The organism is Paraburkholderia sp. TE9906 (assembly GCF_056279605.1).
On sequence record NZ_JBWCCT010000012.1, the window covers coordinates 1 to 26,186 of the forward strand.

Below are 26,186 nucleotides of genomic sequence, written 5' to 3' on the forward strand. Positions count from 1 at the left end.
CAATCAGTTCGCCATTCTGTTCGGCGAGCGATTCACCGCCGCGATGAGCTGAGATTTTTTAACCGACCTCAGCACACAAAATTCCTGACACCTCCGGCGCGCCGCGCCGCGCGTTGCAACGACATTGCTGCCGCGTTTGCACCATGCTCCTGGCACCTCGTGACAGCCTTGCCGCAGCATCGAAGAAAGCAGCAACGCCTCCCGCTCCATGCCACAAGACGCCCGCAGCGACTCTCGCCACTCTGCGGTATAACTAGTCACTTCGCGTCACCCGCCAACTCACCACCACGTCATGTCCCACTACTTCTACGACCCCGCTGCCGGCCACGGCCTGCCGCACGACCCGTTCAAGGCCATCGTCGCTCCGCGTCTGATCGGTTGGATTTCTTCGCGCGATACCGACGGCACGTTGAACCTCGCGCCCTATAGCTTCTTCGGCGCGTTCGCCACTTTCCCGCCGATCATCGGCTTTAGCAGCGAGGGCCGTAAAGACAGCGTCAACAACATCGAGGCCACCGGCGAATTCGTCTGGAATCTTGCGACGCGGCCGCTCGCCGAACAGATGAACCGTTCGTCGGCGCCGGTCGCGCCGCACGTCGACGAATTCGAACTCGCCGGCCTGACGCCCGCGCCCGGCCGCAATGTCGCAGTGCCGCACGTCGCCGAATCGCCGGCCGCGCTCGAATGCAAGCTGCTGCAAGTGGTGCGTCTGCATACGCTCGACGGCAAGCCGATGGACAACTATCTGTCGCTCGGCCAGGTGGTCGGCGTGCATATCAACGAGGCGTATCTGAAAGACGGCCTGTTCGACACTCAGGCCGCGCAGCCGATCATGCGCGCGGGCTATCGCGCCGACTATGCGCAAATCGGCGAGATGTTTCAGATGTTCCGCCCAACCGCCTGAGCGACGACCCCGACGATTGAAGTACGCCACGCCGTGCCGCGCAATGCGGCGCGGCATCTGAAGCATTTGAAGTAACGCGCGCCATCGCGTGCCGCCGCAGAACCCGGCCAGCGCCAGAAAACTGGCCTGCTTGATGCTTGCAATCGACGCTCCAACGCGTCGTTTCAACTGCCGGCTCACTCTCATGGAGCGCGATCATGTCCACCGAATTCGCCACGCAATTCAGCCATGTCCGTCCGCAAGACACGTCCTACGTGGATCAGGGCTTACGCGACTTTTTTCTCTACCGCGATCTGGGCATCGCGCAGGCGACCGGCGGCAAGGTGCTCGCGCAACTCGTCAAGGCGAATCACGCACCAGAGCAAGGCACCGGCTGGCACCGTCATGAGGCCGACTTCCACATTGTGATCATGTTGAAGGGCTGGGCGCGCTTCATGTACGGCGACAAGGAAACACTGGTCGCCGCCGGCGATTGCGTGCACCAGGCACCTGGCATCGTCCACTATCTGTTCGATTACTCGGAAGACATGGAGTACATCGAGATCGTGTCGCCTGCCGATTTCAAATCGATCGAAGTCGAAGGGCCGTGCGAAGTGCCGGCGGTGAAGCCGTGGAAGAGCGTTGCGGTTTGATGGAAATGGGAGCGGCGCTGGCGGCGGGGTAACCGTCAGCGCAGCCAACACCGTGCGCATACGCCGCACCGCGACGTACCGCGCAGCAGACAGGCCCAGCCACCCCCACTAACTCGCCGATGGCCGTCTGCGGGGCGCTCGCGCCGCAGACGGTTTTGCTGGCGCACCAGCAACGGCGGTTGAACCGCCGCTGCCGTTGGCATTCGCGCCGGAGCCATTCACCCCGCCCGCCGCCAGCTGCGCATCCGCTTCCACCGCAACCACCGCCGCGGCAACCGGCGCCGCCGCGGTCATCTCCGCTGCGGTCGCAGCGGGCATCGGCACAGGCTTGATCGTGCGCGCCCGCGAACTCACCAGCACCGCCCGCGGCTCGTTGTCGTAGATCACGGCCCGCACGCGCGGATAAATGTGCCGCTCCCAGCGGCGGCCGTTGAACACGCCGTAATGCCCGACGCCGGTTTGCACATGATGCGTCTTCAGATATGGCCGCAGTTTGTCGCACATGTCCTGCGCGGCAAGCGTCTGCCCGACCGCGCAGATATCGTCTTTCTCGCCCTCGACCGTGAGCAACGCAGTCCGGCGGATCTTCGACGGGTCCACCAGCCGCCCTTCCACTTCGAGTGCATGCAACGGCAGCGCGTGCCGCTGAAAAACCGTGTCGACGGTTTCCAGATAGAAGTCGGCAGTCAGGTCCATCGTCGCGAAGTATTCTTCGTAGAACGTGTGAATCGCGTCGGCTTTCGCCGGATCGCCCTTCGCACGCTCGTAATACATGGTCTCGAACGAGTCGGCATGGCGGGCGAGGTTCATCGACATGAACGCGCTCAACTGCATGAAGCCCGGATACACGCGCCGATGCGCGCCCGCGAAACCGAACGGCACCGCGCTGATCAGATTCCGCTCGAACCACTCGATCGGTTTGCTCTTCGCCAGTTCGTTGACCCGCGTCGGATTGATGCGCGTATCGAGCGGCCCGGCCATCAGCGTCATGCTGGCCGGCTGGTCGGGATGATCGTCGGCGGCCATTAGCGCGACCGCCGCGAGCGCGGCGACGGTCGGCTGGCACACCGCCAGCAGATGCGAGCCGGGCCCGATCTTCTCCGTGAAGTCGATCACGTGCTGGACGAATTCGTTGAAGCCGAAGCGGCCCTGGCTCAGCGGCACGTCGCGCGGGTTGTGCCAGTCGGTGATGTAGACGTCGTGGTCGGCCAGCATGGTGCGCACGGTGCCGCGCAGCAGCGTCGCAAAGTGGCCGGACATTGGCGCGAGGATCAGCACGCGCGGCTGCGGCGCAGACAGCGTGGTGTCCTTACGGAAATGCAACAGCGAACAGAACGGCGTGTGCGCGGCGATTTCTTCGACGACGGCCACCTGCCTGCCTTCCGTCACCACGCTGTCGATGCCGAACGGCGGCCGCACGGGCGTGAGTCCGGCGAGCGTCAACAGCTCGCAGGCCGCGCGCAATGAGCGGCCGTGCGACGTGTCGCCGAACGCGGGCCACGCGTCGAGCGAATGATTCATCAGTGCCGCGCCGTGCCGTATCGGCAGCATCATGTCGGCGCCGGCCTGGAATGCGGAGTATGCGAACAGGTTCATAACCTTCGCACGAGTGCAGGAAAGGAAGGAGCCCGAATAGAGGCAAGTCATGTGCCATGCCGGCCCTTGGGGCCGGGACGCGGTTCTCGCGTTGGCATGGCATTTGCGCGAGTCGACGGAACGGGCCGGAAGTGCCGCGCTTTGGTGCGTGCGCGCACGGCGGCGTGCATGCCTGAGCTCAGGCGTCGGCCGGGCGCGTCATCTGGAGGAGAAACGTATGGCGAATACCACGCTCACAATCAGCAGCAAGAATTATTCGTCGTGGTCCTTGCGCGGCTGGCTGTTGACGAAGTTCAGCGGCTTGCCGTTCGACGAGATCGTGATGCCGATCGACGATCCTGCCGCGCGTGCCGAACTGCTGTTGTTGTCGCCGTCGATTCTGGTGCCGTGCCTCGTGCACGATGGCATCGAGATCTGGGACACGCTCGCGATCGCCGAATATCTGAACGAAGTGAAACCGCAAGCCGCGCTGCTGCCGAAGGACATTCGCGCGCGAGCACACTGCCGCTCGATTTGCGGCGAGATGCATTCGGGTTTCGCTTCGCTGCGCTCGGCGTTGCCGATGAACCTCAAGGCGCATTTTCCGGGCTTCAAGGTGTGGGCGCGCGCGCAGTCGGATATCGATCGGATCGTAACGATCTGGGGCGAGTGCCTGAAGCAGTACGGCGGTCCGTTTCTGTTCGGCGAGCGCACCGCGGCGGATGCGATGTACGCGCCGGTGGTGATGCGTTTCGTGACTTACGACGTGAAGCTCGATCCGGAAATCGTCGAATACGGACAGCGTGTCATTGCGCTGCCCGAAATGCAGCAGTGGATCGCCGACGCGCAGCAGGAAGTCGAAGAAATCGACGAACTGGACGTCGAGTTTTAAGCCGGCGTCGTAGTAGCGCGAACACGCGACGCGCGCATCGGCCGCACTAACGGAAGCACAGCCGGCGCGGCAACGAACACCGCGCCGCGCTTCAGGCAGCGCGACCGCCGGGTCACTCGCGTCCGCGTTCGAGCTTGAACACGCTGACCACTTGCGCAAGACGCGCGGCCTGCTCGCGCAATTCGGCGGCCGCGAGTTCCGCATCGCCGACGAGCGTCGCGTTCTGCTGGGTCGCCTCGCCGATCTGCGTGACGGCGAGGTTGACCTGCTCGATGCCGCCCGATTGCTCGCGCGACGCGACGTTGATTTCGCTCATGATCGCGCGCACCTGCCCGACCTGCTGAACGATGCCTTGCATGGTCGAGCTGGCTTCTTCGGCGATCCGGAAACCGCTTTTGACCGTCGCCGTCGAACTCGCGATCAGGCTTTCGATTTCCTTCACCGAGGCCGCGCTGCGCTGCGCGAGCGCACGCACTTCCGAGGCGACCACCGCGAAGCCCTTGCCGTGCTCGCCCGCGCGCGCGGCTTCGACGGCGGCGTTCAGCGCGAGGATGTTGGTCTGGAACGCGATGCCTTCGATCACCGTCGTGATCTCCGCGATCTTCTGCGACGAGCGGCTGATCTCGCCCATCGTCGATACCACTCGCTCGACCGCGCGGCCGCCTTCGAGCGCGGCATCGGCGGCGTGCGTGACGAGCGTGTTGGCTTGCGTCGCGTGAGCGGCGTTCTGCTGCACGGTCGACGTGATCTGCTCCATGCTGGCGGCAGTTTCTTCGAGGCTGCTCGCCTGCGTGGCGATGCGCGCCGCGATATGGCCGCTGCCGGTGGCGATCTTCTCGGTGCCCTCCGACATATCCGCCGATGCATTGCGCACCTGCGAAACGATACGCGCGAGGCCTTCGCCGATCCCGTCGATCGACTGCATCAGGCGGCCGATTTCGTCGGCGCGCGCGGTGCCGTGCCGCGCCACGCGCACGCTCAGATCGCCCGAGGCAAAGCGCTCGGACGCTTTCGCGGCTTCGTCGAGCGGACGGCTGACGAGGCGCCGCACCGCGATCAGGAACACGATCGCGAACACGCCGACCAGCGCAAGACCGAGCAGCACGAAGCGATTGCGCGTCGCGACGACGTCCGCCAGCACTTCGTCGCGCGGCGCGACGCCGCCCACCAGCCATTGCCACTCCGGCACGGTGACGAACGAGACGAATTTGTCGCGCGCATCCGGCTCGCCGAGCGTCGCGTCGGCGGAGCGGTAGTCGAGCTGGCCTTGCTTCATGTCGAGCATGCGTTGATACGGCGCGTTCGCGTCGTCCGCCTTCTGGCCGGCTGCGGCCGGATGCACGAGCAGCTTGCCGCGATCCGCGCCCATTGACGCGTCGAGCACGAAGTAATAACCGCTTGCGCCGATCTTCAGATTGCGGATGCCGTCCTCGACCGATCGAATCTCCTTGTCCACGTTCACGCCGACGAACAACGCGCCGATCACGCGACCGCTCGCATCGGTAATCGGCCGGTATTGCGTGATCAAACGTTTTCCGAACAGCGCGGCCAATCCCGTATAGGAGCGGTTCGCGAGCAGCGGCGCATAGGCCGGTCCCTTGCGGTCGAGCAGCGTGCCGATCGCGCGCGAGCCGTCCTGTTTCTTCAGCGAGGTCGTCACGCGCACGAAGTCGTCGCCGCTGCGCGCGAACACGGTGGCGACCGCGCCGCTGCGCTCGAGAAACTGGTCAGGGATCGTGAAGTCCAGGTTCAGCACCTTGTCGCCGGCCTTGAAGGTCGGCGTCGCGATGCCGCCGATGTCGACTTTCTGCGTGTCGTCGAGTGCGAAGTCGGTGGGCAGGAAGCTCGCGAGCAGCGCCATCGAGCGGTCGACTTCAGCGGACAGCGCCTTGTCGAACAGCGTGATCATTGCCGCGATCGAGTGGTCTTTTTCGGCGATACGTTCGAGCACCTGATCGCGAACCTGGCCGCCGGCGGCACGCGTGAGCGCCCACGCGAAAGCGGCGAAAAGCAACGCTACCAGCACGCACGAGAGCACGGCGAGCCGGACGCCGACGCTGGCGCGGCGCAAAAAGAGAAAGTCCATGGGCAGTCGCTGAGTAAGGGGGACAAGCGAGAGCGCCGGTCATGGGGAGGCATGCCGGCGTCGTTGTCTGGTTTACGGCTGCGACTTCGCTTACCTTTAGGGATGTCGAAAGTAATTCGTAATGCATGTGACGCCGGGGGGGCGCCTTTGAAGGGCGCGGGCGCCCGCCGGGTGCTCGATGCGCTCCTGAAGCGCTGCTAATGCTTCTAACGCCCTGAGTGCCTGTGCCCGCCGCGCCAGGTGCGCAATAGCAAGGCGTTGGTGACGACGCTGACACTCGAAAACGCCATCGCCGCGCCGGCGAGCATCGGATTCAGCAAACCGAACGCGGCCAGCGGAATGCCGATCAGGTTGTAGACGAAGGCCCAGAAGAGGTTTTGCTGGATCTTGCGCCAGGTCCTGCGCGAGATGTCGACGGCATCGGCCACCAGCGCCGGATCGCCGCGCATCAGCGTGATGCCGGCGGCGTGCATCGCGACGTCGGTGCCGGTCGCCATCGCAATGCCGATGTCGGCGGCGGCGAGCGCGGGGGCGTCGTTGATGCCGTCGCCGGCCATCGCGACGATGCCCGCGCGACGGATTTTCAGATCGCGGACCACGCGGGCCTTGTCGTCGGGCAGGACGCCGGCGTGGAATTCGTCGATGCCGAGCGCGCGGGCGACGCTCGCGGCGCTGCCGTGGTTGTCGCCGGTGACGAGCACGCTGTGAATGCCCATCTGCGCCAGCCGTTCGACGGCGGCGCGTGCGGTCGGTTTGACGGTGTCGCCGAACGCGATCAGCGCGAGCGCGACGGGCGCTTCCCGATCACGCTGCATGAGCCACGAGACCGTGTTGCCCGCGGCTTCGAGTTCGTGAGCGCGCGAAGCGAGCGTGGGCGGCAACACGATGCCGAGTTCGTCGAGCCAGCGCGTGCTGCCGAGCGCGAGCGTGCGGCCGCCGACGTCCGCTTCGACGCCACGGCCGGCGACCGCACGTGCGGCGGTGGCTTGGGGCACGTGTGGGTGAAGCGCGGGGGCCGTTGCAGGGCGGTCATGGGCCAACGGCGTTGCGGAGCGGGCCGTTGCGCTCCGCACTGTCGACGTCGCGTGCGCGGGTGTCTGCGGCATCTCAGCGGTTTCAGCCGCATCGACCACTTCAGCCGTTGCCCCACCCGCAGCAACCGCCGTCGCGGCTTCATACGCCTTCACCACTGCACGCGCCAACGGATGATCGCTGTGCCGTTGCACGGCGGCGGCCAGCGCCAGCGCTTCGTCGCGGCCCATCCCGCCAATCGGTTCGAACGCCGTCACCGACGGCTGGCCGAGCGTCAGCGTGCCGGTTTTATCGAATGCGACGATGCTCACCCGATGCGCGGTTTCGAGCGCCTCGGCGTCCTTGATCAGCACACCGTGCCGCGCGGCGACGCCGGTGCCGGCCATGATCGCCGCCGGCGTCGCCAGCCCGAGCGCGCAGGGGCAGGCGATCACCAGCACGGCAACCGCGTTCAGAATCGCGGTTTCGCCGCCTGCGCCGGCGATCAGCCAGCCGATCAGCGTGAGCAGCGCGATCGCAAGGATCGCCGGCACGAAGATTTCGCTGACGCGGTCGACCAGCCGCTGGATCGGCGCTTTTTCCGCCTGCGCGCTTTCGACGAGGCGGATGATCCGCGCCAGCGTCGTTTCGGCGCCGATCGCGGAGGTCGTCACGGCAATCGCGCCTTCGCCGTTGATCGAACCGGCCGTGACGGTATCAGCAGGTTGTTTCGGCACCGGCAGACTTTCGCCGGTGATCAGCGATTCGTCGATGTGGGTGCGGCCTTCGAGCACCGCGCCGTCGACCGGCACACGTTCGCCCGGCCGCACGATCACCACCGTGCCGACCTGTACCTGCGCGAGCGGCACCTCGCGCTCGCCGCCGCCGACGCGGATGCGCGCGCGCTCGGGGCGCAGCGCGTTGAGCGCGCGGATCGCATCGGTGGTCTGACGCTTCGCACGCGCTTCGAGCCATTTGCCGAAGCGCACCAGCGTGATCACGACCGCCGACGCTTCGAAATACGAATGCATCATGTCGCCGGGATGCGACACGAGTTCGTAGACGCTGATGCCATACGCCGCCGACGTGCCAAGCGCCACCAGCAGGTCCATGTTGCCCGCACCCGCGCGCACGGCCCGGTAAGCCGCGCGATAGAAGCGTGCGCCGAACACGAACTGCACGATCGAGGCGAGCCCGAATTGCAGCCACGGCGGCGGCATTGCATGCACGCCGAACCATTCGCCGACCATCGGCACGACGAGCGGCAGCGTCAGCACGGCGCACGCGAGCACGGCGGCGAGTTCGCGGCGAGCCTCGCTGCGCTTGCGATCCGCCACGGCGGGGGCCTGGCCGGTCGAGTCGGCGAGCGCCGCGGTCTCCGGCGACGCGATCAGGGTCGCTTCGTAGCCGGCCTTCTTGACGGCGGCGATCAGCGCATCCGGGCCGGAGCCCGTGCCGCTGAGATTGACCGTGGCGGTTTCAGTCGCCAGATTCACCGATGCGTGCGTGACACCCGGTACTTTGGCGAGCGCTTTCTCGACCCGCGTCGCGCACGATGCGCAGGTCATGCCGCCGATCGCCAGTTCAGTGGTTCGCGGTGTTTCAACCGGGGTCGCGTCGGGGCCTGCGGACAGCGTGGCTTCATAGCCCGCTTTGCGCACGGCGTTGGCAAGCGCTTCGGCATCGACGGTCGCATCGCCTTCGACCCGTGCCCGCTCAGTGGCCAGATTCACCGACGCGCGCGTGACGCCCGGCACTTTGGCGAGCGCTTTCTCGACGCGCATCGCGCACGAGGCGCACGTCATCCCGCCGATATCGAGTTCGGCGAATTGGACGGGAGCGGAAGAGGGCGTGGCAGCGGTGCGCTGCGGATCGGCAAGGTCGGTCATGGTCGGCAAGCTCGTGGCGGCATTGGGCCGCGTCGTGAATCCAGTATCGACCTTCCCATGATGGGAAAGTCAAGGACCGACGATGCGGCCGATCCGCCGTCGCAACCGTTCGCTCAGAAAGCCGGCGGCGCTTCCAGCATCGCCTGGCCGACGGCCTGCTGTTGATCGCTGGCGCGCGCGAGCAGCGTGTCGGCTGCGCCGCGCCGGTCGGCGGCATCCTTGTTCTGGCCGAGCTTCCATTTGCCGACGAGGCGCGTGACCTCGATTTCGATCCCGACGATCGCGCCGAGCATCTGCGTGATGAAATCGGCGGGCGCGTCGCCCATTTTCCACGGCACCGCTTCTGCGGCTTCCATCTTGCGGGTGAGCCGGGCGACGAGACCGCGCACGAACGGCTCGTCGTCGCGCACGACGATCCGGCCGTGCGCATGGACCACGATGTAGTTATACGTCGGCACCTGGCGATGCGCTTCATGCTTGCTCGGATACCACGTCGGCGAGATGTAAGCGGCGGGGCCCTGGAAGATCACGAGGGCGTCGGGATGCGTGGCGGCTTCTTTCCAGACGGGGTTCGCGCGGGCGACGTGGGCGCGCAGGAGGTAGCGGCTTTGCGGTGCCGACGCGTCGTCCCCTGTAGGGACGAGCTGCGCTTCGAACGGCAAATGATTCGCGTCGAGCCCGTTCGGACCGTTCGTAATCAGCGCGCCGAACGGCTGCTCGGCGATCAGGCGGTGGAGAACCTCTGGACGGTTCTCTTCGAAATGGGCGGGCATATACATTGAAGCGCTCCGGATACGAAAGGGCGAAAAGACGCAAAGGGGACCAAAAAACATCGGTGCTTTGGCAAGCGCGGCAGGTGCCGCGAGCCGGACCGAATCTGCATAAAAGCGTCAACCGCAGCTTAAATGGACCGCTCCAGTGTGCGATAAAGCGCGATCTCCGCCTTTGCGCTTGCCTGGTTAGCAAGGATACGATACAACCCGATGTTGTCGGCATCGCGAATTGCGGTCTGGCTGCGCTGGGCTTTGGGAGACCACGCATGCAGGCATCGCTGCGCACCGGCATCTCCCATAGGACCGCACGTTCCGCCACCTGAACGAATGATAAAAAATCGCCGAGAACTATTTTCGATTCACTGGACCTGCGCATCGTTCGCAGGCCTCGCTTTTCTGGCCGGTTGCGCGTCGACCCCGTCCGCGACGCCCAAGACTGCGGGCTGGATCAAGGATGAAGTCGCCGATTCGTACGTGTTCGGCTATCCGCTCGTGCTGATGGGGGTGGCGCGCGACGCCGCGGTCGGCACCGATCCGGGCCAGGCGCCTCTCAATACGCTGCGTCACGCCCAGGCGCTGCCGCCGATCGGCGCGGCCAACCCGCCGCAGCCGGGCGTCGACACGCTCGACTCGACCGGCTGGCTCGACGTCGGCAGCGAGCCGGTGCTCATGTCCTTGCCCGACTCGCACGGCCGTTATGTCGATGCCCGCGTGCTCGACATGTGGACCAATGTGGTGTGGTCGACCGGTCCGCAGTTCGCGACCACCGCGAAGGGCATCAAGGCGCAGACCATCGCGTTCGTCGGCCCGGGCTGGCAGGGCGAACTGCCCAACGGTGTGAAGCGCGTCGACGTGCCGACCGCCAACGCATGGGTGAGCGTGCGCATCCAGTCGAGCGGCGCGCGCGATCTGGCGGCGGTCCGCAAACTGCAACGTGCGATTCGCGTCGCGCCGCTGAGCGCCTACGCGGCCGATTCGCGCTCGGCCCCGGTCGCGCCGCCGCGCGGCAACGCCGATAGCGCGCCGGCCGCCGCCGGCACGCCCGCCGCGCAGGTGGCCGCGCTCGACGCAAACGGCTTCTTCAGCCGTCTCGCGGACGCGTTGCCTGACAATCCGCCGACACCGGCCGATCCCCACGCGCTAAAAATTCTCGCGGACCTTGGCGTGACGCCCGGCAATCCGGTGAAGCTGCCGCGCGCGCGCGACGCGGTCGAGGCAGGTCTCGCCGACGGCCACGAGCGCGTCGGCACACCGCCTTCCAACGTGCTGACCGGCAATGGCTGGAGCTGGTTCGGCGACGGGGTGGGCAACTACGGTCCCGACTACGCCTTGCGCGCCTACGCCGCGAGGGCGCAACCGGGCATCGGCACGCGCGACGACGAAGTGCGCGCGGTCGTCACCCAGGACAGCGACGGCCATCCGCTGAACGGCGCGAATCGCTACGTGATTCACTTCGCGCCGAACCAGCTGCCGCCGGTGCGCGGCTTCTGGTCGATCACCGCCTACACGCGGGACGGCGCATTGGGCGAAAGCGCGCCGGCGCGTCTCGCGGTCGGCGACCGCAACGGCGCGCGCCGCAATCGCGACGGTTCGCTCGACGTGACCGTGTCGTCCACGCGCGCGAGAAACGGCAACTGGCTGCCGGCGCCGCGCACGGATATGCAACTGGTGCTGCGCCTTTATGCACCGAAACCGCAAGCCACCGACGGCAGCTGGCAACCGCCGGCAGTCGTGCGTCAGTGAAATGCTTCGGTCAACTGTGTTGATGAAATTGAGATAGTTGCGCCGACGAAACGCGCCGATGAAATCTGCCGGCGCATTTCGTCGGCGAGATGACAGCAACGCACCCGCTGACGCATCGCACGCCGTCTGTTCATCGCTGTGCCGCGATGGGCAGACGGCGCAATTACCCGGCCGAATCCTGAAGCCGCGGCTGACATTCCTATCCCACACCACGTTCACACCTTATACTGCCGCTTGCGGGATTTTCGTTTTCGCGGCGGGCTTGCCGCCGCACTACCCAAAACCGAGCATGGCAAGCCTCAATAAAGCATCACTAGCATCTTCCATACAGACCGTGCGCGAAGTCGCGCAGTCACGCCGTACGCGGCGCGTCCTCATAGGTCTGCTGATCTTTCTCGTATTGTTCGGTCTGCTCGGCTTTTTCGCGGCGCCGCCGCTGATTCGCCACGTCGCCGAGCAACAGCTCAGCAAGCAGCTCGATCGTCCCGCCACGATCGGCCGCATCGCGCTCAATCCATACACGCTGCGGCTCGAAGCCGATCGCGTGCATATCGGCGAGCGGGGCGGCGCGGGCGATTTCGTGGATATTGAGCGGCTCATCGTCAAGCCGTCGTGGAGTTCGCTGTTTCGCGGCGCGCCGATCGTCGACGAAGTGCAGCTCGACTCGCCGCGCTTTCATATCGTTCGCTACGATGCGCAGCGCTTCAATTTCACCGATCTGATCGAGAAGTTCGCGAGCCAGCCGGCCAAGCCCGATAGCAAGCCGACGCTCTTTTCGGTGTCGAACATCCGCCTCGAAAACGGCCAGATCACGTTCGACGACAAGCTGCTCGGCGCGACGCACGTCATCGATCAATGGAAGCTCGGCATTCCGTTCATCGCCACGCTGCCTTCGAAAACCGATATCTTCGTCGAGCCGTTGCTGCGCGCGCGCATCGACGGCAGTCCGCTCGCCATCGACGGCAAGACCAAGCCGTTTGCGGCGTCGCGCGAGTCGCAAGTCTCGCTGCGTTTCGACGGGCTCGACGTGCCGCGCCTGATGTCCTATGTGCCGACCAAGCTGCCGGTGATCGTGCAGTCCGGCAAGCTGTCCACCGATCTGAAGCTCAACTTCGTGATGTCGAACGACGCGCCCTCGCTGCGCGTGGCGGGCACCGTCGATATGAACGACGTGGACGTGCGGGATCAGGGCAAGGCGCCGTTTTTCGCGGCGCGCGCGGTGCACGTCGCCGCCGCGACGCTGGAGCCGTTGAAGAGCCTCTATCACTTCGACGAGATCCGCATCGATGCGCCGAGCGCGAGTCTCGCGCGTGACAAGGACGGTGTGCTGAGCGTCGAGCGGATGTTCGCGCCCGCGCCGGCCGCGCCGCACGCGGCGGCGTCCGCGAGCGCGTCCGGCACCGAAGCGGTGGCGCAGCAACCGGCGGCGAGCGCACCGGCAGCAGCGTCCGGCGCGAAGACGAACACGAACACCGCCGAAAAACCCGTTCCGCTGGACCTGTCGATCAAACGCTTCGTGCTCAACGACGGCACGGTCAACGTGCATGACGAAGCGGCCTCCCGTCCTGTTGACGTGGGTCTGCAAAAACTCGCCGTGACGCTGAACGATTTTTCGACGCTCGCCAACGCGCCCGCGCATTACACGCTGAACACCGACTTCAAGGCCGGCGCCGGTTCGCTCGCCGCCGAGGGCAATCTCGGGCTCGCCGCGAAAACGGCCAGCGCGAAGCTCGATCTGAAGTCGCTGAAACTGCCGCAGTTGCAGCCCTATCTCGACACCGCGACCGCCGCGCAAGTGACGGACGGCGCGCTGTCCGTGACCACGAACATCGACACGAACTGGTCGAAGTCGCCAGCGGCCGTGATGGTCGCCGATACGCAACTGGATCTGCAATCGCTGAAGCTGGCCGCGCGTGGCGACAAGCAGCCGGTGGTGTCGCTCGCGCAGGGCAGTGTGGTGGTCAAGCAGGTGGACCTGAGCGCGCGCACGGCGGACGTCACCAGCGTCGCCACGACCGGCCTCGCGATCGACGCGCAGCGGCTCAAGGACGGCAGCATCAACCTCGCGTCGCTTGCCGGTCCGCACGAAACCGCTCAGCAGCGCACCGCGGTTCACGCGGCCAAAAAGGCGCACGCCGAGGGGCCCGTGTGGCACTACAAGATCGGCGAGTTGACGCTGAAAGACGCGACCGCCAATTTCACCGATTACACCACGCCGCAGCCGGTGAAGCTGAGCGTCACGCCGCTGCAGTTGAAAGTGCAGCAGATCAGCGACGACCTGAGCCGTCCGCTGCCGGTCGATCTGCAGGCCACGCTGAACAAGAAGGGCACGCTTGGCGTGAAGGGCGACGTCACGGCGACGCCGCTCAAGGTGGCCGTCAAGGTGAACGCGAACCGGCTCGACGCGGCGGCGTTCGAGCCGTACTTCGGCGGCAAGCTGAACGCGGTGATCGCGAGCGCGTTGCTCAATGCGAACGGCGATCTCGCGCTGACGCAAGAGAAGTCGTTGAAGGCGAACTATCACGGCGACATGGCGCTCGTCGACGTACGCATGCTCGACAAGGCGACCTCGGACCCGTTCGCGGGATGGGGCTCGCTCGCGCTGTCCAACCTGAAGGCCGACTACGACGAACACGGCACGGTGGTGGACGCGGGCCGCGTGACGTTCACGAAGTTCTATGGACGCGTGCTGTTGAACGCGCAAGGCAAGCTGAATCTGAGCGACGTGGTCGCGCATGAAGACGGCGCCGCGCAATCGCTGACGCGCGACAAGAGCGGTGCCGAGCCGGTGAACCTGACGCCGCCCGCGGCATCGGCAGTGGCAGCGGCATCCGCGCCGGTTCAGGCTTCGTCCGCAACGCCTGCCGTGCCCGCCACGGTCACGGCCGCCACGCCGCCGCAAAGCCCGGTCAAGCTGCACTTCGGTCAACTGGTGCTGCAGCAGGGCCGCGTCACGTACACGGACAACTTCATCAAGCCGAATTTCACTGCGAACCTGGTCGGCATCCAGGGCACGGTCGGCGCGTTCGGCACGCAATCGAGCACGCCCGCGCCAGTCGACATCGCCGCGAAACTGGCGGCCAACGGGCCGTTGTCGATTCGCGGCACTGTCAATCCGCTGATTGCCAAACCGGCACTCGATCTGACCGCGAGCGCACACGATATCGAACTGACCAACCTCACGCCGTATTCGTCGAAATATGCCGGCTATCCGATCACCAAGGGCAAGCTGAACGTCGATCTGCACTACAAACTCGACAACGATCAACTGAACGCTGACAACCATCTGTTCATCGACCAGCTCACGTTCGGCGACCACATCGACAACGACACGGCGACCAAACTGCCGGTGCGTCTCGCGATTTCGTTGCTGAAGAACTCGCGCGGCGAAATCGACGTGAATCTGCCGGTGTCGGGCTCGCTGTCGAATCCCGAGTTCAGCGTCGGCGGCCTGATCTGGCATGCGGTGCTCAATCTGTTGCAGAAAGCGGTGACCGCGCCGTTCTCGCTGATCGCCAACGCATTCGGCGGCAGCGGCGAGGAATTGGGCTATGTCGAGTTCGAGCCGGGCTCGGCGAAACTCTCGGATGACGACACCAAAAAGCTCGACACGATCGTGAAGGCGCTGGCCGACAAGACCTCGGTGCGTATGGATCTGATCGGCCGCGTCGATCCGGCCGTCGACGAACCGGCGTTGCGCACGCAATACGTCGAGCGCCTCGTCAAGCAACAGAAGATCAAGGACGTGGTGGGCAACGGCGAGAGCGTCGATCTGTCGACCGTCACGATCGATCCCAAGGAGTACGACAAATACCTGACGAAGGCCTACAAGGCCGCGGACTTCAAGAAGCCGCGCAACTTCGTGGGCCTGACCAAAAGCGTGCCGGACGACGACATGAAGAGCGCGCTGGCCGCCAACGCGCCGATCGACGAAGCCAGCCTGCGCCAGCTCGCGCAACAACGCGCGCAGAGCGTGCAGCAGTATCTGGACGGCAAGATCGACAGCAGCCGGGTGTTCATCGTCGCGCCGAAGCTGAACGCCGACGGCATCAAGGACAAGGGCGCGACGACGCGCGTGGACTTCGGTCTGAAATAGCGGTGTGAGCGGCTTGCGACGCCACGCGTGCCGTGGCGTGACGCGCCGCTCGTCGATTACGCGGCGCGCGTCGGCGCTTTCAACGCGGTCTGCTCGATTACGCGCGCGAGCGTGTCGAACGCGGGGCCGATCTTGTCGTTCGCCACGCACGCATAGCCGAGCAGCAGTCCGCGCCGTGGCGGCGGATCGACGCTGTAGTAGCTCGCAAGCGGCCGCACGATCACCCCGGCGTCGAACGCGGCGGCCGTCACCGCGCGATCGTTCGCGTGGTCCGGCAGACCCAGCACCAGGTGCAGACCCGCCTCGTCGCCCATCACGGGCAGTTCGCTGCCGAAGCGCGCCGTGATCGCGTCGATCAGAATCTGCCTGCGCTCGCCGTAGAGCGCCCGCATGCGCCGCACGTGCGACGTGAGATGCCCGTCCATGATGAAGTCGGTCATCACGGCTTGCTGCATCAACTGCCCTTCGCGATACAGCTCCGCGACGCCGGTGCGAAACGTATCCACCAGATGCTCCGGCGCGATCATGTAGCCTATGCGCAAGCCCGGAAACAGCATCTTGCCGAGGCTGCCCACGTAGATCACCTGACCGGCGTCGTCGAGTCCCTGCAGCGACGCGAGCGGACGGCTGCCGTAGCGGAACTCGCTGTCGTAGTCGTCCTCGATGATCCACACGTTGTGCTGGCGCGCGTATTCGAGCAGCGTGCGGCGGCGCGCGAGGCTCATCACCATGCCGAGCGGATACTGATGCGATGGCGTGACTAGCGCGAGACGCGGCGGCTGTTGCAGATCCTGTTCGCGCGGATTGAGGCCTTCGTCGTCGACCGGCACCGGCACCAGCGTGATTCCCGAGGATTGCAGCACGCTGCGCGCGCCCCAATAGCACGGCTCCTCGACCCACGCGCGATCGCCGACATCGGTCAACAGACGCACCGCGAGGTCGATCGACTGATGAATGCCCGTCGTGATGATGATCTGGTCCGCGGTGCAATTCACCGAGCGCGCGACCCGCAGATAGTCCGACAGCGCCCGCCGCAACGGCCGGTAGCCGCCGCCGGGCGCATAGGTGAGCAGATCGGGATTGGCTTCCTTCCACAAGCGCGCCTGCAGGCGGCTCCACGTGCGCGCGGGAAACTCCGCGACGTCCGGCACGCCCGGCATGAATGCGCCCCACTGCTTGGCGGAGACGCCTGCCTGGTCGATCAGGCGTCGTCCGCGATTCGACAGGTCGCTCAAGTCGCGTTTGGGCGGCTTCGGGATTTCCCCAGGCAATGCTCCGCGTGCGCCGGCCTCCGCCACCGCCGGCTTCCGGCGCGTGTTCACCGCGGCTGCGTCCGGGCGCGTATCGGCGACATAGGTGCCGCTGCCGGTGGTCGAGATCACATAGCCTTCGGCGGTCAGCTGGTCGTAGACGTGCAGCACCGTATTGCGCGCGATGCCGAGGTCTTCGGCGAGCGTGCGCGAGCTGGGCAGCTTGGTGCCGGGCGGCAACTGGCCGGTCAGGATGGCCTGCTGCATCAGCCGCAACGTTTGCCTGTAGACCGGTTCGGCGGCGCCGCGATCGAGCCGCGCGGCGAGCCAGTCCGACAAGATCACCGTGTCCAAGTGGTTCTATCCGGAATAATGAAATGGTTCCATATTGTAGAACCGTAACGGTCTATAGTGAGCCACGCAATCGATGCAATCCCGCTGCCATGCAGCAGGTGCTTGCCGGACCGCACTGCGATGAAACTGCATGGGATGGGAGTAAACGCTGAAGCACTTACTCCCATCGGCCGCGATAGAACTGCATAGGATGGAAGTAAGCGATAAAGCGCTAACTCCGATCGACCGCGATGAAACTGCATGGGATGGAAGTAAGCGCTAAAGCGCTAACTCCCATCGACCGCGATGAAACTGCATGGGATGGAAGTAAGCGCTAAAGCGCTAACTCCCATCGACCGCGATGAAACTGCATGGGACGGGAGTAAGCGCTAAAGCGCTAACTCCCATCGACAGGAGACGAAGGCATGAAAACCGATGACGTGATCGTCAGCTTTCGAGGTGTACGCAAGACCTACGACGGCGAAACGCTGGTCGTCAAACAGCTCGATCTGGATATCTATCAGGGCGAGTTCCTGACGTTGCTCGGGCCGTCCGGCTCAGGCAAGACCACCTGTCTGATGATGCTGGCGGGCTTCGAATTTCCCACCGGCGGCGAGATCTGGCTCGACGGCACGCTGCTCAATACGGTGCCGCCGCATAAGCGCAACATCGGCATGGTGTTTCAGAACTACGCGCTGTTCCCGCATCTGACGGTCGAGCAGAACGTCGCGTATCCGTTGACCGTGCGCAAGCATTCCGCGGAAGAGCGCGCGCATCGCACCCACAACGCGCTGAAGATGGTGCGCATGGAGAGCTTCGCGAAACGCTATCCGGCGCAGCTGTCCGGTGGCCAGCAGCAGCGCATCGCGCTTGCGCGGGCGCTGGTGTTCGAACCGAAGCTCGTGCTGATGGACGAGCCGCTCGGCGCACTGGACAAACAGTTGCGTGAACACATGCAGTACGAACTCAAATCGCTGCATGAGAAGCTCGGCGTCACGTTCGTGTACGTCACGCACGATCAGGGCGAGGCGCTCACCATGTCCGACCGCGTCGCCGTGTTCGACAAAGGCATCGTGCAGCAGCTCGATACCGTCGATCGCCTCTACGAATCGCCCTGCAATGAGTTCGTCGCGAACTTCATCGGCGACAGCAACAAGCTGCGCGGCACGATCGCGAATGTCGACGGCGAGTATTGCGAGTTTCATCTGAGCGACGGCACGCGTTTGACCGGGCGCAATATCGGCGACGCGCGTACGGGTGCCCCTGCGATCGCCTGCATCCGGCCCGAGCGCATGAAGCTCGCGAACGGTTCGACGCGGCCGGGCGCCAACGCGCTCAGCGGCGAAGCGCGCGGGCTGATCTATTTCGGCGACCACGTGCGCATGCGATGCGGCGTGCGCGAGCAGGACGAGTGCTTCGTCAAGGTGCCGCTCGGCACGGCCGCGCTCGACACCTTCGCGCCCGGCGCACCCGTTGCACTGGAGTTTGCGCCCGAGCATCTGCGGGTGTTCGCGGCGGCGTGAACGTGTCGAACGCATAGCGGTTCGACGCAGGCAAGGCAAGGCAAAGCAAAGCAGCACATAACAAGTCGCACTGTACTCAGCTTGATGCACACCACCAAAGGAGAACACACCATGAACAAGATCGGGAAATCGCGCTGCGCCATCGCTGTCGGTGCTGTCGCGCTCGCGCTGGGAGCCGCGCAGGTCAATGCAGCCGAGCTGACGGTCGTCAACTTCGGCGGCGCGAATGGCGACGCGCAGAAAGCCGCCTTCAACCAGCCGTTCGAATCGCAAAGCGGCAACAAGGTGACCGCCGTCGAATACAACGGCGAGCAGGCCAAAGTGAAGGCGATGGTCGAAGCCAAGCATGTGAACTGGGACGTGGTGGAAGTCGAATCGGGCGACATCGGCCGGGGCTGCGACGAAGGGCTATACGAGAAGCTCGACTGGTCGAAAATCGGCAAGAAGTCGGATCTGATTCCCGAAGCGCCGCAAACGTGCGGAGTCGGCTTCTTCGTGTGGTCGACGGCGCTCGCGTATAACGCCGACAAGCTCAAAACCGCGCCGAACGGCTGGGTCGATTTCTGGGACGTGAAGAAATTCCCCGGCAAGCGCGCGATGCGCAAGGGCGCGCGCTACAACCTCGAATTCGCGCTGATGGCCGACGGCGTGCCGCCGAAGGACGTCTACAAGGTGCTCGCTACGAAGGAAGGTCAGGACCGCGCCTTCAAGAAGCTCGACGAACTGAAGCCGAACATTCAGTGGTGGGAAGCGGGCGCGCAGCCGCCGCAGTTTCTCGTCGCGGGCGACGTGGTGATGTCCACCGCGTATAACGGCCGCATCGACGCCGCGCAGAAGGAAGGCAAGAACCTCAAGGTGGTGTGGAACGGCAGCATCTACGACCTCGACTACTGGGCGATTCCGAAGGGCTCGCCGAACAAGGCGGTGGCGGAGAAGTACATCGCTTATACGCTGTCGTCGAAACCGCAGCAGGACTACGCGCAGCACATCGCCTACGGTCCGGTGAACGTGGCGGCGATCAAGGCGCTCGACCCGAAGACGCTCGCGAATCTGCCGAATTCGCCGGCCAACGGCAAGAACGCGGTGCTGCAGAACCTGGCGTTCTGGACCGATCACGGGGATGAGCTGGAGCAGCGCTTTTCTTCGTGGGCTTCGAAGTAAGCGGGTCGAGGCAGGAGGGCGCGGCTTTGCGATGGGCGGGGCCGCGCCGTATCGATAGATGAAAACGTGCGCGCGGATTCGAAACCGGGCGCGCACGCTCGGATGCGACGTGGGAGAACAGGTGTGACTACGATGACGATCGCCGCCGATTCGACGCCTGAATCAACCGGGCGCCTCAAGCGCGAACTGAAAGCCGCGGAATCCAGAAAGCGCGCGATGGCGCTGCTGCTGATCGCGCCGCTCGCGATCTTCCTGCTGCTCATTTTCGTCGTGCCGATCGGCGCGCTGCTCACGCGCGCCGCGCAGAACCCGGAAGTCGCCAACGCGTTGCCGCATACGCTGACCGCGTTGAGCAACTGGGACCGCAAGACGCCGCCGCCGGATGCCGCATTCGCCGCGCTCGCCACCGACCTCACCGCGGTCGCCGACAGCGACGGCATGGGCGCGCTCGCGCGGCGTCTGAACGTGGAGATTCCGGGCTTTCGCTCGCTGGTCGCGAAGTCCGCGCACGCGATGCCGTTCGTCGACGACAACAGCCAGCCCTTGCATCTGACACCTCCGCAGGTACGCGCAAAATTCGTCGAACTGGACGAACGCTGGAACGACATCGTGTACTGGCAGGCCATTGCGAAAAACGCCGGCACGCTCTCGCCGTTTTACTTGCTGGCTTCGCTGGACCACAAGCAGGACGCGTTCGGCCGCATCATCCCGACCGATCCCGATCAGCAGATCTATCTCAAGGTGTTCAGCCGCACGTTCGTGATCGGCGCGGCGGTGACGCTGTTCACGCTGCTGCTCGGCTATCCGCTCGCGTACTGGATTTCGACGCTGTCCGAGCGTCGCGCGAATCTGGTGATGATTCTCGTGCTGATCCCGTTCTGGACGTCGATCCTCGTGCGCGTCGCCGCATGGATCGTGATTCTGCAAAGCGAAGGGCTCGTGAACAAGGCGCTGATGGCAAGCGGTCTGCTGCACGATCCGCTCGCACTGTTGTTCAATCGCACCGGCGTCTACATCTCGATGACGCACATTCTGCTGCCGTTCATGATCCTGCCGCTGTACAGCGTGATGAAGTCGATTCCGCCCACCTACCAGCGCGCCGCGATCTCGCTCGGCAGTCATCCGTTCGCCGCATTCTGGCGCGTGTATGTGCCGCAAACTTATCCGGGCGTCGGCGCGGGCGCGCTGCTGGTGTTCATTCTGGCGATCGGCTACTACATCACGCCCGCGTTGCTCGGCGGTCCGAACGATCAGATGGTCAGCTACTACGTCGCGTACTTCACCAACGTGACGATCAACTGGGGCATGGCGTGCGCGCTCGGCGGCTTGCTGCTGGCGGCGACGCTCGTGCTGTACGTGATCTACGGACGCTTCACGCGTTCGTCATTGAGCCTCGGCTGAACGGAGCGCATTGCGATGAAACTTGCCAAGCCCCTGTTCGCGCCGCATACGTCACTGGTCGAGCGTGTGTGGTATTTCGCGCTGCGCGCGCTCGTCGTGCTGACGCTGCTGTATCTGATCCTGCCCGTGCTGGCGATCGTGCCGCTGTCGTTTTCGTCGAGCACGTTTCTGGTGTATCCGATTCCGGGCTGGTCGCTGCGCTGGTATCAGAACCTGGTCGCGTCCGACGAGTGGCGCATGGCCGCGAAAAACAGCTTCATCGTCGCCCCCTCGGCGACGGTGGTCGCGACCGTGCTCGGCACGCTCGCGGCGATCGGGCTGACCAAGGCGAACTTTCGCGGTAAAGGGCTACTGATGGCGATTCTGATTTCGCCGATGATCGTGCCGGTGGTGGTGGTCGGCGTCGGCATGTATCTGTTCTTTGCGCCGCTCGGGCTCGCCAATACCTACATCGGTCTGATTCTCGCGCATGCGTCGCTCGGCGTGCCCTTCGTCGTCACCACGGTGGCCGCCACGCTGCAGGGGTTCAACTACAACCTGGTGCGCGCAAGCTTGTCGCTGGGGGCGAATCCGCTGAAGACGTTTTTCCGCATCACGCTGCCGGTGATCGCACCGGGCGTGATTTCGGGCGCGCTGTTCGCGTTCGCTACGTCATTCGACGAAGTGGTCGTGACGCTGTTTCTCGCAGGCGCGGATCAAACCACGCTGCCGCGGCAAATGTTCACCGGCATCCGCGAGAACATCAGCCCGACCATTGCCGCGCTCGCGACGATTCTGATCATCTTCTCGACGTCCCTGCTGCTGGCGCTCGAATGGCTGCGCGGACGCAACGCCGCACGGGCAGTCAGGGCGTGAGCGGTGTCGGTGCCGACGGAGGATGGCCGGTTCCCGTCCGGCATCGCGATCGGATTTTTCTCTGATGCGATTCTGAATTCTCTGACGCAATTATAAGATTGCTCCCATTCCCGATGGGGCTGCGGGTCTGCATACTCTGAGCCTTCTAAAAAGAATGCGCTCGGCGGAGATAGACCATGAAATTCCCGCTAACGGCGCTGGTCGGTGCGTTGGCCTTGGCCGGCTACACGGACCATGCGGCGCGTGAACGGCTCGGCATCGAAGAGGGGAGTGCGCTGAAAACTGGCATCGGGGCCATTCAGAGCGAAGCCGCGGGCGCGGCCAATGCGCAATGGATCAACATCTACGCCTCGATCAAGAGCCGCCGTGCCACGCTGGTGTCATTGCAGGCGCGGCTCGATCAAACGCCGGGCGGCAAGACCGACTACTTCCACGCAAAGGCGCAATGCTGGATCGATGCAGCCAGACAGGCGCGCGACACGCAAGACAACAGGAGTTTCGTCGAGGAATCGATCGGCGAGGCGGCGATGATCACGATGAACCTCGAACGCGGCACGCCGGTGTCCGCTGCAAATCCCATGCTATGTACCGTGTCGATGGTGCGCCCCGATCTCTGGACCATCGTCAATGCAATCAAGGCCGACGCCGCCGTGATTCATTGTCCGCAAGCGCAGGCGCCGCTCGCGTGTGCCGAAGTCGACTTGATGCAAGCGGGGCACGACGCGTGGATGCGCGGTTTTGGCAATGCCGGGAAACGCCTGCCCGACGTGCGGGAGAACTTGCGCAAGTCGGCGGAAACGGCGCTGCCAAAGGAGGCGCTCCGGCCTGAACCGGCGCTGGCACACGCGCCGCAAAAAATCACGCTGCGGGGCGACTCACTGTTCTGCTTCAACGGTGCCGACGCCGCCGCGATGCTGCCACGCGGCAAGCTCCGTCTCGATGCCATCGCGCTAGATCTAAAAAAGGCCGACGCCACGCGCGAACTGACAATTACCGGCTACACCGACCGCCTGGCTGACGACGCCTACAACCAGCGTCCGTCGTTGCTGCGTGCGCGAACCGTCGAGCAGTATCAACGAACGCGCGGCGTGACGTGGCCGATCGTCGTGCAGGGTCGAGGCAGTGAGAATCCGCGAGCCGAATGCTGGCAAACGAAGCGCGACGAACGGGTGCGATGCCTCGCGCCCAATCGCCGGGTCGAGATAGAACTGGCAGGCGCGGCTTCATAGGCCGACCTGTACGACGCTAATAAAAAACAGGTACACCGCACGGTTCGACGTAGCTTCCAGGCTGACGATGACGAGCAGCGTCGACAAGGTTTCGAGGGGGAGTTCATAGATGTCAACTATTCTGGTTATCGACGATCATCCGGCGTTCCGTATGGTCATCAAGATGCAACTCATGCAGGTGCTGGGTATCGAGGAAGTCATCGAGGCCGACAACGGACAGACCGCCGTCGAATTGGCCCGCCAGCACACGCCGAAACTCGCCATCCTGGATCTGGATATTCCGCGCATCAGTGGACTCGACGTGATTCCGCGGCTGAAGCTCGTCCATCCGTCGATCCGGGTGTTGGTGCTGTCGGGCCATGACCCCGCCACATTTGCGCCGCGTGCGATGCGCTGCGGCGTCCATGGTTTCGTCGGCAAGTCGCAGGAGATGAAGGAGATCATGCGGGGCGTGGAGGCAGTCCTCGCCGGCTACACCGTGTTTCCGGTCACGACCACCAGCGGCCTGCCGCCCGCCCACGGCGCGTCCCTCGATGAGGAAGAGCGCGTGAGGCTGCTGTCGGATAAGGAACTGGTCATCCTGCAGATGCTCTCGAAAGGCATGTCGAACAAGGCGATCGGCGACGCGCTGTTTATCAGCAACAAGACGGTCAGCAGCCACAAGACTCGCATCATGCAGAAGGTCGGTGCGAAATCGTTGGTGGAACTGATCGATCTGGCGCGGCGTTGCCGGATTGCTTCGACGCAATGACGTGGGACGCCGGCGCGATGATGCTACCGACGCCCGCGTACCGCGCGCGTGCGCTCCACGCGAAAGCTCTCGAACTGGCGTGTGACGATCACCTGGTCGCCGCACGTCTGCTCGAAATGATTGCCGAAACCAATCGAACGACGCTCGCGTCGTTGCAGGAGAGTGTTGCTGCGTCGTCGTGGGATGCCGTGGCTGGCGCCGCGCATCGGATCGCGGGTTCGGCGCGTCTGCTCGATTGCGGCGAACTCATTGCATTGCTCGCCGCAATCGAAGCGGCGGCGCGTGAGCGGCAGCAAGCGGTGGTTGGGATGCTCATGCCGTTGCTGGTCGACGCGTTGGCGAAGCTCAAGTTGTCGATCGACGCAGCGGTGGGCGACGTCCGTTTCGCACAAAGTTGAGCGATGCGCGCCTGTCGCCGGTCTTGCCAGACAATCGGTCAGTTACCGGTTGCGGCGCGGACCACCAGCGAGCGTCCGCGAACGTCCCCCGCCACCTCCCGTACCGATGCACTGCTCGCGGGTGCCCGAGCCGCGCGATACCACCTGTATCGCGCGATAACCTTGGGCACATAACTCATCGTTTCCGCGTACGGCGGTATCTGTCCACCATACTTTCGCACCGCGCCTTCGCCGGCGTTGTAGGCCGCGAGCGCGAGTGGCAGCTCGCCGAACTGCCGCGTGAGTTCTCGCAGATAATGCGCACCCGCAGCGATGTTCTGGCGCGGATCGAACAGATTGGATGCACCGTGCCGTTGGCCCGTACCGGGCATCAACTGCATGAGGCCGGTCGCGCCTTTGGACGACACCGCTTGCGGGTTGCCACCGGATTCCACGTCGATCACGGCCATCAGTAGCGCGCTGTCGATATCCGCGACGTGCGCGGCTTCCTCGATGATCGGCGAGAGCGCCATCACGCGGGCGGCGATCGATGCGGACGTTTGCCGCATCGCGTCGGTCAATCGCGAGTCGCCGGGCTGGAGTAGCACGGAGTGCGGGCTGGTGTCGTCAGGAAGTGAGGAGGCCTCCGGTGGCGCTGCGGCGGGAGGTGCTGCGGAGTCGCTGTCGTCTGTCATGCCGCCGATCATCATGACCACGCCCGACGTGCGGCGCAGGTGGACCGATGCGCTATCGGCGGCGAGCGCGTAGCCCGGCACGCACCAGCTTGCTGCGATCAAGCCGGCGAGCGCCAGCGATTCAAGCGACCCCGGCAACCGACACGACCTCTTCTCCCGCAACGCTGCGCCCGACACCACGCGATGTAACGCGGACAATCTCTTCTCCACGCGATTCGCCATCAGTTGTTCGCAGCATTCGACGAATGGCTACCGGTGGAGGCGGCAGGATCGCCCGAAGGATTCGGCGAGTCATTCAACGCAGACGCCCTAAGCGGCGACTGCATGCGTACGATCGCTTCCGAATCCAGCGAGAGAGGCCAGCGGCCTGTCTCGATGCCATCCTTGAGTCGGGTCCGGCAAAGATCGTCGCCGTTTTTTGGGTAACCATACGGGTCCTGGTTCAGATTAGCCGGCTCGCGCGTGAGGAGGCCGCCCGTGCCGATGGTGCCGATTACGTTGGCCGCGTAGTAAATCACCTTGTTGGCGAGCGGCACATACATGTCATAGCAGTAGTGCACATGAATTTTCAGCAGGTTCGCGTCCTGGATATTCACGCCCGATTTCGCATCGGCCGGGATCGACGAATCGCGATACATGAGCGAATCGTTGGGGACCTCCATGTAGGTGGCCGCCTCGTCTGCGTAATAGCGTGGCTGCGAATAGTCCCTGATGGCCGCCACCGTCGGATTGAGGATCGTGATCACGCTGAAGTCGGCGGCGTCGGTTTGCGCTTTCGCCAGCGCTTCGGCGGCGCCGTCGGCGCTCGCCTTGCGCGCGTAGAGCGGCGCGAGGCCGCGTGCGAGACCATTGCGCATCGCTTGCACTGAGCCGTGATTGACCGCGCCTTCGCGGGCGGCTTCGAGCGCGGCGACATCCAGCGTTGACTTCGCCTGATACAGCAGCACGAACTGCAGCGTGCCGAAACAGACGAACAGCAACGCCGGCGCAATCACGATGAATTCCACCAT

Annotated in this window: 19 protein-coding genes; 12 read left to right on the plus strand and 7 right to left on the minus strand. The window is 64.7% G+C overall.

The genetic code is table 11. The features are described from left to right. The first annotated feature begins 292 nt into the window (after positions 1–292). Both ACZ9H4_RS27315 and ACZ9H4_RS27320 read left to right on the plus strand, forming a co-directional pair. Complete coding sequence (locus ACZ9H4_RS27315) at positions 293–904, plus strand: flavin reductase family protein (protein ID WP_121320117.1); 612 nt, start codon at positions 293–295, stop codon at positions 902–904. Positions 905–1,101: 197 nt separating this feature from the next. Next, on the plus strand, positions 1,102–1,536 hold the full coding sequence (locus tag ACZ9H4_RS27320) for a cupin domain-containing protein (RefSeq protein WP_168668791.1): 435 nt from the start codon (positions 1,102–1,104) through the stop codon (positions 1,534–1,536). A 108-nt stretch (positions 1,537–1,644) separates the two neighbouring features. Here ACZ9H4_RS27320 and ACZ9H4_RS27325 read toward each other — a convergent pair whose 3' ends face one another. Then, a complete protein-coding gene (locus ACZ9H4_RS27325; protein ID WP_408154510.1) occupies positions 1,645–3,132 on the minus strand; it encodes a polyhydroxyalkanoate depolymerase in 1,488 nt (495 codons plus the stop codon). A gap of 217 nt (positions 3,133–3,349) precedes the next feature. Between ACZ9H4_RS27325 and ACZ9H4_RS27330 the strand changes: the two genes are divergently transcribed. Continuing rightward, complete coding sequence (locus ACZ9H4_RS27330) at positions 3,350–4,003, plus strand: glutathione S-transferase family protein (RefSeq protein WP_408141774.1); 654 nt, start codon at positions 3,350–3,352, stop codon at positions 4,001–4,003. Between the two features lie 112 nt (positions 4,004–4,115). On the opposite strand, the gene ACZ9H4_RS27335 is transcribed toward ACZ9H4_RS27330, so the two are convergent. The 3 genes from ACZ9H4_RS27335 to ACZ9H4_RS27345 all read right to left on the minus strand — a co-directional run bounded on the left by ACZ9H4_RS27335 (position 4,116) and on the right by ACZ9H4_RS27345 (position 9,768). Further along, entirely contained in the window at positions 4,116–6,089 is a 1,974-nt protein-coding gene (locus ACZ9H4_RS27335) for a methyl-accepting chemotaxis protein (protein ID WP_408154508.1), read from the minus strand. Positions 6,090–6,295: 206 nt separating this feature from the next. Further along, the gene (locus ACZ9H4_RS27340; RefSeq protein ID WP_476121808.1) at positions 6,296–8,989 is read right to left on the minus strand and encodes a heavy metal translocating P-type ATPase; all 2,694 of its coding nucleotides are present in this window, start codon (positions 8,987–8,989) and stop codon (positions 6,296–6,298) included. Positions 8,990–9,102: 113 nt separating this feature from the next. Continuing rightward, complete coding sequence (locus ACZ9H4_RS27345; protein ID WP_408141771.1) at positions 9,103–9,768, minus strand: FMN-binding negative transcriptional regulator; 666 nt, start codon at positions 9,766–9,768, stop codon at positions 9,103–9,105. Between the two features lie 321 nt (positions 9,769–10,089). Here ACZ9H4_RS27345 and ACZ9H4_RS27350 point away from each other — a divergent pair, with 321 nt between their 5' ends. Together ACZ9H4_RS27350 and ACZ9H4_RS27355 are read left to right on the plus strand one after the other, a co-directional pair. Further along, entirely contained in the window at positions 10,090–11,505 is a 1,416-nt protein-coding gene (locus ACZ9H4_RS27350; protein WP_408141770.1) for a DUF1254 domain-containing protein, read from the plus strand. Positions 11,506–11,794: 289 nt separating this feature from the next. Continuing rightward, positions 11,795–15,601 carry a DUF748 domain-containing protein gene (locus tag ACZ9H4_RS27355; protein WP_476121811.1) on the plus strand — a complete coding sequence of 1,269 codons (3,807 nt, stop codon included), beginning with the start codon at positions 11,795–11,797 and terminating at the stop codon, positions 15,599–15,601. 56 nt (positions 15,602–15,657) lie between these two features. Here ACZ9H4_RS27355 and pdxR read toward each other — a convergent pair whose 3' ends face one another. After that, positions 15,658–17,205 (minus strand): MocR-like pyridoxine biosynthesis transcription factor PdxR, encoded by a 1,548-nt coding sequence (gene pdxR / locus ACZ9H4_RS27360; protein ID WP_408326592.1) that lies wholly within the window; start codon positions 17,203–17,205, stop codon positions 15,658–15,660. A gap of 404 nt (positions 17,206–17,609) precedes the next feature. On the opposite strand from pdxR, the gene ACZ9H4_RS27365 reads away from it, so the two are divergent. The 7 genes from ACZ9H4_RS27365 to ACZ9H4_RS27395 all read left to right on the plus strand — a co-directional run bounded on the left by ACZ9H4_RS27365 (position 17,610) and on the right by ACZ9H4_RS27395 (position 24,502). Further along, a complete protein-coding gene (locus ACZ9H4_RS27365) occupies positions 17,610–18,707 on the plus strand; it encodes an ABC transporter ATP-binding protein (protein WP_408141767.1) in 1,098 nt (365 codons plus the stop codon). 111 nt (positions 18,708–18,818) lie between these two features. Then, positions 18,819–19,868 carry an ABC transporter substrate-binding protein gene (locus tag ACZ9H4_RS27370; RefSeq protein ID WP_408141766.1) on the plus strand — a complete coding sequence of 350 codons (1,050 nt, stop codon included), beginning with the start codon at positions 18,819–18,821 and terminating at the stop codon, positions 19,866–19,868. A gap of 132 nt (positions 19,869–20,000) precedes the next feature. Then, entirely contained in the window at positions 20,001–21,269 is a 1,269-nt protein-coding gene (locus ACZ9H4_RS27375) for an ABC transporter permease (protein WP_476121947.1), read from the plus strand. A 15-nt stretch (positions 21,270–21,284) separates the two neighbouring features. Continuing rightward, positions 21,285–22,124 carry an ABC transporter permease gene (locus ACZ9H4_RS27380; RefSeq protein ID WP_408141764.1) on the plus strand — a complete coding sequence of 280 codons (840 nt, stop codon included), beginning with the start codon at positions 21,285–21,287 and terminating at the stop codon, positions 22,122–22,124. Between the two features lie 176 nt (positions 22,125–22,300). Next, the gene (locus ACZ9H4_RS27385) at positions 22,301–23,353 is read left to right on the plus strand and encodes an OmpA family protein (protein ID WP_476121814.1); all 1,053 of its coding nucleotides are present in this window, start codon (positions 22,301–22,303) and stop codon (positions 23,351–23,353) included. Positions 23,354–23,462: 109 nt separating this feature from the next. Beyond that, a complete protein-coding gene (locus ACZ9H4_RS27390; RefSeq protein ID WP_408326586.1) occupies positions 23,463–24,104 on the plus strand; it encodes a response regulator in 642 nt (213 codons plus the stop codon). After that, positions 24,101–24,502, plus strand: coding sequence for an Hpt domain-containing protein (locus tag ACZ9H4_RS27395; RefSeq protein ID WP_408326583.1), 402 nt, complete (start codon positions 24,101–24,103; stop codon positions 24,500–24,502). The genes ACZ9H4_RS27390 and ACZ9H4_RS27395 overlap by 4 nt, the downstream gene beginning before the upstream one ends. A gap of 38 nt (positions 24,503–24,540) precedes the next feature. Here the strand turns inward: ACZ9H4_RS27395 and ACZ9H4_RS27400 are convergent, their stop codons facing one another. Together ACZ9H4_RS27400 and ACZ9H4_RS27405 are read right to left on the minus strand one after the other, a co-directional pair. Then, positions 24,541–25,374, minus strand: coding sequence for a lytic transglycosylase domain-containing protein (locus tag ACZ9H4_RS27400; RefSeq protein ID WP_408326580.1), 834 nt, complete (start codon positions 25,372–25,374; stop codon positions 24,541–24,543). Positions 25,375–25,397: 23 nt separating this feature from the next. After that, positions 25,398–26,186: a TadE family protein gene (locus ACZ9H4_RS27405; protein WP_408154490.1), complete on the minus strand. Its 789-nt coding sequence runs from the start codon at positions 26,184–26,186 to the stop codon at positions 25,398–25,400.